Source organism: Streptomyces sp. NPDC107538 (genome assembly GCF_055657445.1).
Map to the genome: position 1 here is coordinate 215,222 of NZ_JBVKAY010000013.1, position 9,097 is coordinate 224,318.

Genomic DNA, 9,097 nt, shown 5'->3' on the forward strand with positions numbered 1-9,097 from the left:
CGATCTGCAGGACCTGTTGAAGCGCGGCGAACTCCGCGTCTAGCGATGGGCCTATCCGCCTGGTTAGAAACCACCGTGGCGTGTAGCGGTCTCAGAAGGAATGATGGCACCGCTGCAATCAGACGCTGACTTGAAGCGAGGGACGCTCGTGTCCGGGCCCGAGTACGTACAGGTTGAGGCTCCGCTGCTCCGGCAGTTGACACTGATGGGGTGGGAACACCTGTCGGGCCAGGCGGAGGGCGCGTTCAAGCCGGAGGACCCGACGGCCTCCGGGCGCGAATCATTCGCCGAGGTGCTGATGGAGCCGCGGCTGCGAAAGGCTATGCGTGACATCAACCCGGGGCCGGATGGGCAACCCTGGCTGGACAACGCGCGAATCAGTCAAGCGCTGGGCGAGCTGACGCGGATCACGGCCAGGGGTCTGCTGGAGGCCAACGAGCTAACGACCGAGGTGCTGATCAAGGGCGTCACCGTACCTGGTCTGCCAGGCTGGGACGGAGGCCGAGACCAACGTGTCCACTTCATTGACTGGAAGCATTGGCAGCGCAACGAATTCGTGGTGGTGTCCCAGTTCCGGGTCGACGTGCCGGGCACGAGTGGGCGGAACCACATCACACCCGACGCGGTGCTGCTGGTAAACGGCATCCCCCTGGTCGTGGTGGAGTGCAAGAAGCCCAGCAAAGGCGACGCTATCGCCCAGGCCGTCACGCAGCTAAAGCGGTACGCCGGCAAGAGCCGGACCAAGATCCCCACCGGAAATCCGAAGCTCTTCCACACAGTCCAGCTGACCGTAGCGACCTGCGGGGAGCGGGCACGCTTGGGCACGCTCACGGCCGACACCGAGCACTACGCGCCGTGGCGCGACTCGTACCCGCTTACTGACGCGGTGATTGCGGCTCAGCTCGGGTGCGATGAGCGGTCAGTTACCGAACAGAACCGGCTCACTGCGGTGATACTCCACCCCGAGCGGCTGTTGCAGATCATCCACGACTACGTCACGTTCATGACGTTGGACAATGGCATCCGAATCAAGGCTGCGCCGCGCTACCAACAGTTCCGCGCGGTCGAGAAGACCCTGGAGCGCCTATTGACGGGTCACACGCGTGAGGAAGACGGTGTCCAAGACCGGCGGGGCGGGATCATCTGGCACACCCAGGGCTCCGGTAAGAGCCTCACCATGACGTTCCTCGTCCGCCGTATGCGGGCGATACCGGAATTGTCCGCGGTCAAGGTCGTGTTGGTCACGGACCGGACCCAGCTACAGAAACAGTTGTCCGAGACTCTGCGGCTCACCGGTGAAGAAGTCGAAGAGGCCAAGCGGGTCAAGGAGGCCAAGCGACTGTTGGCAGCCGACGGCCCGGGCATCGTCGCCGTGATGATCCAGAAGCAGCAGGACGTAGCGGCACGGTCCACTAATGGCGAGCTGGTCGATGCTGTTCCCTCACTTGGGGAGCTCAACGACGGCAGCGCGATTGTGGTCCTCATTGACGAGGCACACCGGTCGCACGGCTCGACTCTGCACATGAATCTCTTGGAGGCGCTGCCCAACTGCGCCCGGATCGGTTTCACGGGCACCCCGATCATCATGGGCAAGCAGAAGAAGACCTCCCAGATCTTCGGCAGCGTCATCGACACCTACCGGCTGGCCGACGCCGAGGCCGACGGCGCGGTCGTGAGGATCTTCTACGAGGGCAATACCGTCAAAGGTGCGGTTAAAGACGGACGTGACCTCGACGAAGTCTTTGAAGACCTGTTCGCCGAGCAGAGCGACGAGGACCGTGAGGCTCTGCAGCGCCGGTACGCCACCAAGGGCGACGTGCTTGAATCCGAAGAGCTGATCACGGCCAAGGCCAGGCACTTGCTCCGGCACTACGTCACGACCGTTTTGCCCGGCGGGTTCAAGGCCCAACTGGTGGCGAACAGCCGTGAGGCGACACTGCGCTATCGAACGGCTCTGCTCGCCGCGAGAGACGAGTTGGTTCACCAGGCCGAGACAGTCCCGGCACGGTTGCTCGATGCTCCGCTGGACCAGCTAACCGCCCGACAGATCGCGCAGGTCATCGCACACCGGAATCTCGATCTACTCCGTGCCATGGACTTCGTTCCCATCATCTCACCGGGCACCGACGACCACGAAGAGCGCTTTGCCGAGTGGACCGCGCAGAAGCCACAGGAGCGCCGGGTCGACGACTTCACAAGGCCGTTCCCGACGGAACTCGGCCCGGACGACCACCCGGTCGCATTCCTGATCGTTAAGTCGATGCTGCTGACCGGCTTCGACGCGCCTATCGAGCAGGTGCTCTACATCGACCGCTCGCTCAAGCAGGCCGAGCTACTGCAGGCGGTGGCCCGGGTCAACCGGCCGGCCAAGGACAAGAAGTGCGGCTATGTTGTCGACTACTTCGGGGTCGCCAACCATCTGACCGAAGCTCTCAAGGCCTACTCCGCCGACGATGTCGATGGAGTTTTCCTCGACCTCCGCGAGGAAGTCGCGAAGCTGGATCCGATACGTCGTCGCCTCCAGGCGGTCTTTACCGACCACGGTGTGCCCCCTTCCGGGACAACCCTTGAGGACTGTGTGCTTTTGTTGAACGACGGCGCCCTGTTCGACAGGTTTGAGGCCGAGCTGAAGCGGTTCCTCACGACCATCGACGTCATCCTGCCCGAACCGGCGGTACGCCCCTTCCTCGAAGACGCCACCCTCTACGCGGAGATCGCGATGCGGGCGAAGCGCAGGTTCCGAATCGACGGTGGCGACTTCGACCCCAGCGCGTACGGCGCGAAAGTCCGCCAGCTGCTCGACGATCACCTGCTCTCGCTGGGTATCGACCAGAAGTTGCCGCCGGTGTCGCTGACAGCGGACGACTTCGAAGAAAAGGTAGCGGCGCTGCCCGGCGCGCGAACCCGTGCCTCGGAGATGGAGCACGCCGTACGGGACCACATCGAGATCAACCGGGGTAAGGACCCGCACTTCTATAAGCGGCTCAGTCAGCGTCTCGAAGAGATTCTGCGCGACTACGCCGAGAATTGGGAGCAACAAGCCGCGCTCCTGGCCGCCTTGGTGGCCGAATTGCGAACGGATCCTACCGCGCCCGATGATCTGCTGAGCTCGGTCGAACGGGCCCTGTACGGCGTCCTGTTGGAGGAAACCGCGCAGGACGGAGTGGTCGCCCCGGAGACTGACCAGTGGTTGTGCGACATCAGCACTGACGTCTACATCCTCGCCCAGCAAGTGACCCATCGGCGTGATTTCTGGCGGAGTCCTGTCGACCAGGAGGACTTCCGACGCCAGACCGTCCAACTACTGATCACCAAGGATGCGGCGCCCATCGACAAGGTCGACTCGCTGGCCGACCAGCTTGTGGAAGTGATCGGACACCGGCGTACGGAGATTCCGCGCCCTTGACGCGAGGGACTGGCGGGGGATGTCAGTGACGGGTGCCAGGATGTGACCGTGAAGGGTTCAGCGGCCACCGAGGTCCTGCGCGTCGACGACCTAGACGTACAGGTGCGGGTCAGCGAGCGACGGCGACAGGTCAGGCTGACCGTCGAGCGTGACTCGACCGTCAGCGTCACCGTCCCACCGGGGACCGGGCAAGCCGAACTGGTAAAGCTGATCAGAAGCCGGCGGCAATGGCTGTACGGCAAGCTCGCCGAGCGCGAGTCGCTGAGCAAGGGCAGACCCCCCCGTGAATATGTCTCCGGAGAGGGCTTTCCCTACTTGGGGCGCAGCCACCGGCTGCTGATCGTCGAGAGCGGCCCGACCGATGTGCGGTTGCTGCGAGGCAGACTGGAGATCCGACAGGACGTGCTCCACGATGCGTCCACGGCCCTGATCGCCTGGTACACCCGGCGTGGTGTGAGCTGGTTGCCCGGTCGGCTCCGGCCATGGGCCCAGCGGATGGACGTGGCTTGCGGCGAACTCCGGGTCCGGCCTCTGGGCTACCGCTGGGGGTCGTGCTCGCTCCATGGCGATCTCAACATCCATTGGGCGACCATGCAGCTTCTACCCGATCTGATCGACTATGTGCTCGTCCACGAGCTCGCCCATGTGCATGTGCCCGATCACGGCGAACAATTCTGGCGGACGGTTCAGCGGGCCATGCCCGACTGCCATGCCCGTCGCGACCGGCTGAGACGGCTCGGGCCCGACCTCTGGCTGCCGGAAACGAAGACATGAAGGCAGCGGCGCACGATCTACGACAGCCTGGACTCCTCATGCCGACGCGATCCGGCGTGTAGGGGCTCCCACCGAATCCGACCTGGCGGGTGGATCCCCCTCAGCAAGGTGCGGAGCAAGATCGTGAGCTGGGATCTCTCGTCGGCCTCCTATACCTCTTCATGGAGTCAGCGACGCCCTGACGTCATTCGTGCAGTTCCCGACCTGTAGCACTCCACACCCAGCGCGCACTCTGGGTACCTTCGAGAGGAGAAGCCTCTACGGACGGAGCACCGATGTCCCGCCGCCCGCTGGAACACCAGCGCCTCACCCACAGGGGGGCGCGCTGATGCTGGAAGAAGCCGAAGAGATCGGTCGTCGCGCACGTCGTGCACGGCTCCGCCTCGGCATGACTCAGGCCGACCTCGCTGCCGCTCTCGGCAAGACGCAGGGGTGGGTCTCGAAGATGGAACGCGGGCATATCGAGCTGGACCGCGTCGGCCTGCTCAACCTGCTCGCCTCGGAGCTGCACGTACACCCCAACGACCTCATCGGGCGTCCGTACAACAGTTCTCCGGCCGAGAATCAGTGGCAGGTAGCTGCTGCGTCCATCATGCGCGAGCTGCGTCGGTACGACCTGACCCCCGTCTTTAACGGCACGCCCAGGTCGGCCCGTCAGCTTTGGCAGGAGACCACTCGGCTCCACCGTCTCCGCGATGCCGCCGCCAACGTGGCGATCATGGAGGTGCTGCCTGACCTGTTCCGTGAGACGCGTGCCCTGGCCGAGGTCGCCACTGGGCACGAGCGGGAAGAGGCGTACGCGATTTACGCGGTGTGCTGCAAGTTCGCCCACACTTCGGCCCATGCCCTCGGGCACCCGGAGCTGGTCGCTATGGCCTGTGAGCGGGCTGCATGGTCGGCGCGACAGTCCGGTGATCCCGTCCTGCCGGCTGTCGCCGACTGGATTCGGGTCTGGGACATGTGGGCCACCGCGGACTGGGACGACGCCATTGCCCTGTCGGACAAGGCCATCCGCAGCGTGCAGGAAGGATACGACCTGGGTGAGCCGCTCGCCGTGCGGGCGTGGGGTTCCCTGCAACTGCGTGCGGCCATCTCCGCCGCTCGGGGTGGTCACCGTGCGGAAGCTCGCGAGCGAGTCGACCACGCGCGGACCGCAGCCGATCGAATGACGGAGTACGCCGGCCCCCCGGTGTACGACCGCCACAGCACAACCTTCTCGCCCGGCAATGTGCAGATCCACGCAATCAGCGTCGCACTGGAGATGCACGAACAGGGCAAGGCACTGTCGATAAACCGGCGCACAAGTCCGGACCTGATCGAGTCGCTCCCCAACTCCCGCCGTGGTCATCACCACATGGACCTGGCGCGTGCCTGGCTGTGGGACGGGAATCGCGACTCGGCGCTGAAGGAACTGGAGAAGGCCGAGCGCATCGCGCCCCAGCTCGTTCGCAACCACCCCATCGCTCGGTCAACCCTGCGCAGCATCGTGTACGCCGAGCGAGCGAGCACCCGTGAGAAGCTGCGCCGCATGTCGGACCGCTTCCACCTCGACGGGTAAGGGTCGTATTCCTGCGGTTCATATTGGACCCTGAGCACACACCTAGCTTCGGGGCATGGCCGATCGAACCTCGAAGCAACTCCCCACGCCCAGGACTGCGTTAGCCGCAGGCAGCCCCTTTCACCCACGCCTTGGCGACCTCGCTGTCGACCTCGCCAAGGAAGGAACGGTCGGGGTGGTCGTCGCCCTGCCCAGCGACAGTTCGGCGTCGTACCAACTGCGTCCGCCTGGCGGTGGCGTGGACTGGCGCGCGAGGTCGGACGGAAGCACCCTCCGGCCCGTACCGGTACCTGTCACCCACGTCACGCCCATGCGGCGAGACGCTGCATACGACCCCCGTGCACAGCAGGCGGGCCTGGCGGTAACCGTCCACTACGAGGACGGGGGCGCATGCGAGTCGCTCCTCGTTCTCACCCCCGCGCAAGTCGAGCTGTTCCACACCCAGCTCGACCGCATGATCAAGGCGAGGGAATCGGCCCAGGATCGTAAGCGGTGAGCCCGAACGTGCTGATGCTCGCCCCACCGACCTCTGCACGTGCCCTCGTGCGACCTCCTGTCGCATTCCGCTGTGAATCCACCGCCCACGACCTCAGTGGCTCCTGCGAAGTCCTGCTCGCCACCTACCGCGGCCGTTCCCCACGCCTCGCGGCCCGGTGGCTGAGAGCCTCCGCGCACCGCCTCGCCCGGCTGCTGTCCCCGGGCCTCGGGGCCATGAGTCTCGCTGACGCGCCGCTTGTCGTCACCGGGCCGGAGATCCCGCGTCCCGATGTGGAGTTGCGTGCCTGGGCCGAAAGCGACCAGGCGTACGAGCACGCGCTACGCGCTCTCGCCGCAGGCCGCGCGTTCATGTTCACCGTGACGGACTACGACGCCCGGTACTCCCTCCGCGTGTACCCGTTACCGGCCCGCCGGCCACGCCTCCCGCAACATCCCGCCCTCGCCGAGGGTCCGCCCGATCCCTCGACGAGGGTGGGCCGTCACCGACGACCCCGCGGGCGTCGCCCGACCCGATGACTCCCGCCCCCGCGTCTCTTCCGGTTCCCCCCGGCGCGGGGTCGGGTCCACCACGCAAATCACAGTTCAACCGCTGAACGCACACCCGCCGCTCTGCGGCGCAGTCCTGCCCATCTACCGAGGGGAAGACGCGGTGACCACCTATCCCGTATCGCCGAACACCGTTCTCGCCAACGCGCTCACAAACGCTGAGGACCTGCTCAGGCCGCACATGGTCACTGCGGCTCCGGGGCGGATTGTGTTCGTAGTGGGAACGCAGATCAACGGAGCGCCGCACATCGGAACGTCCCTGGTTCAGTCGCTCACGTTCGCCACGGCGGTCCGCATCCGGGACAGGTTCGACGTACCGGCCGAAGTCCAGTTCAGCGCCCTCGACAACGCCCCGTACGCCATCGTCACCGACAAGGAGACCGGTCACCGCTACCAACGGGCTTACGCGCAAGCCCTCGGTGAAGACGGCATCGCGGAACAGGTCGACAAGCTGTACCGCCCGCTCTTCGCCGCTCTGTCCGAGCGGCTGGAAGTGCCGTACTCCATCGAGACCTACAGCCAGCAGCAAGCAGGCGAGCACTACCGCCGTACCTGGCTGCGTGTGTTGCCCCGTATGGCAGCAGCCCGCTGGTACCTGTCTCCATCCTCCGGTCGGCCACACGTTCGCGTTCCCTGCCCGCGCCCCGGCTGCGGATGGGCCGAGAAGCACGCCGAACGCACCCGCGTCCGTGACGACGGCTTCGAGCGTGCGACCATCTCAGCCGTGTGCCTGCACCACGGCGCATACGAGGTCGTCATCGAGCCTGCGAGCGGCGGCTACCTCGACCTCGCCACCCTGTACCGGAACCTCGTCAAGGAACTGGCCATCGCCGGAGCGGACGGCACGCTGTACGTCATGGTCAAGGGCGGCGACTGGATGCCGGGCTGTCTCCTCGTCGACGGCGCCCTACAGGCCGTCGGCCTCACCCACGGACAGCTGCCCGCCCGGCTGTTCTGCCCCCAGGTGGTCACCGACACGGGCGCGAAACTGTCCAAATCCCTTATCAGGGAGGGGCAAGCGCCCTTGCCGGACGGTGCGGCCCCGTGGATGCTCGACACCCGGGAGTGGCCGGGGTCGTTGGCTGAGTACGTCGACCGTCTGCTCGGTCTGACCGACGTGTTACTCGCTGATCCACGCCACTTCTTCCGCTCGTACTCGGCCGGTGAACTCGGCCGGCTGATGACCACCGCAACAGCTAGGAGCGTTCCCGCCCCATGACGGAAACCGCCGCCGCTCGCGTCCGCGAACTGAACCTCTACCGCCGGTACTTCGATCTCGTCGCCGCAGGTGAGAAGAGCATCGAGGTGAGGGTGAAGTACCCGCACCTCGAAGACCTGGCCGCCGGAGACGTCATCCGCTTCCGGATCAAGGGCACGGACGAGACGTGCGACGTCCACGTGAATCGGGTGACGGAGTACAAGACGTTCGAGGAACTCCTCGACGGGGAGGGCCCGGCGAACGTCAACCCGGCGTCCTCCCGCGAGCAGCAGCTCGCCAACATCCGCGAGATCTATTCCGCGGAGAAGGAAGCACTCGGAGCGCTCGCCATCGAAATCGAACTGCTTCCCCTGTAGTCCCGTCGTACGGTCCTCGCCCCCGAGGGCGGTGCGGCTTCCTCCGAGGGAGCGCCAACAGCTGAAAGCCGGACCACCCCTCAGGCTGGACAGCAATCCGGGTGGTCCGGTCTCGGAATCCCCGGTTCTCGGTCAGGACCCCGGTGCGGATGGCACCGGGGCGGTTGGCGTGCTCTGACAGGGGGTCCTGCTCAACCGGGGCTTTCTGTCATCGAGTTGGAGAGGGGTCCTGACCTGAACCATCGAAAGTCAGCCACGGCGACGGGTGCGCCGAACGCGCACCCGTCACGTGTGTCTCCAGCAACCACCCACCGGCATCAGCCACGCTTCTTCGAACGTCACGAGCCTCCGCATCACACCGGCCCCGGCGCTCCGTCGGTTGCGGCTGAAGGATGGCTTCTGTCTGCGGCGCTGAGGCTGGCCGCCCGCCGCAAGTGGCTGACAGCCATTCGCAGTGATATGTGCCGACTTGGCGAGCGCCACGCTCCTGTCGACCGTGCGCACCTTGGGGTGACTGACAGGGTTCTTCGCGGTTCCGGCTGACTGCTCCTCGGGCTGCGGCGCGAGCGGGCGGGGCCGCTGCGGGCGGTGGCGGAGACAGGGAGCCAGCGGCGGCCTGGGCCGCCGCGCCGCGGGGGCCGCGCCCGGTGGTCTCCTTAATCCAATAAAGAAACCTTTGGCAGCCCTCCCCCTCCGTCTCTTCTGCCCCCCAGTGGCGGGCTGTTTCTACGCGTTCTGCA

Annotated in this window: 6 protein-coding genes; all 6 read left to right on the forward strand. The window is 65.9% G+C overall.

The features are described 5' to 3' along the window. Positions 1-148: 148 nt before the first annotated feature. The 6 genes from ACZ7MG_RS34585 (at position 149) to ACZ7MG_RS34610 (ending at position 8,357) form a co-directional block, all read left to right on the forward strand. Entirely contained in the window at positions 149-3,406 is a 3,258-nt protein-coding gene (locus ACZ7MG_RS34585; protein WP_471382667.1) for a type I restriction endonuclease subunit R, read from the forward strand. A 42-nt stretch (positions 3,407-3,448) separates the two neighbouring features. After that, positions 3,449-4,180, forward strand: coding sequence for a M48 family metallopeptidase (locus ACZ7MG_RS34590; RefSeq protein ID WP_471382665.1), 732 nt, complete (start codon positions 3,449-3,451; stop codon positions 4,178-4,180). Between the two features lie 328 nt (positions 4,181-4,508). After that, the gene (locus ACZ7MG_RS34595) at positions 4,509-5,738 is read left to right on the forward strand and encodes a helix-turn-helix domain-containing protein (RefSeq protein WP_471382663.1); all 1,230 of its coding nucleotides are present in this window, start codon (positions 4,509-4,511) and stop codon (positions 5,736-5,738) included. A 310-nt stretch (positions 5,739-6,048) separates the two neighbouring features. Further along, a complete protein-coding gene (locus ACZ7MG_RS34600) occupies positions 6,049-6,234 on the forward strand; it encodes a hypothetical protein (protein WP_040835385.1) in 186 nt (61 codons plus the stop codon). Between the two features lie 651 nt (positions 6,235-6,885). Further along, on the forward strand, positions 6,886-8,001 hold the full coding sequence (locus ACZ7MG_RS34605) for a hypothetical protein (RefSeq protein ID WP_471382662.1): 1,116 nt from the start codon (positions 6,886-6,888) through the stop codon (positions 7,999-8,001). Continuing rightward, positions 7,998-8,357 carry an ASCH domain-containing protein gene (locus ACZ7MG_RS34610; RefSeq protein WP_471382661.1) on the forward strand — a complete coding sequence of 120 codons (360 nt, stop codon included), beginning with the start codon at positions 7,998-8,000 and terminating at the stop codon, positions 8,355-8,357. Before ACZ7MG_RS34605 ends, ACZ7MG_RS34610 begins: the two co-directional genes overlap by 4 nt. Positions 8,358-9,097 lie beyond the last annotated feature (740 nt).

Coding starts and splice junctions, on each gene's coding strand:
- ACZ7MG_RS34610 (WP_471382661.1), top strand. CDS start 7,998: ATGACGGAAACCGCCGCCGCTCGCGTCCGCGAACTGAACCTCTACCGC.
- ACZ7MG_RS34600 (WP_040835385.1), top strand. CDS start 6,049: ATGCGGCGAGACGCTGCATACGACCCCCGTGCACAGCAGGCGGGCCTG.
- ACZ7MG_RS34595 (WP_471382663.1), top strand. CDS start 4,509: ATGCTGGAAGAAGCCGAAGAGATCGGTCGTCGCGCACGTCGTGCACGG.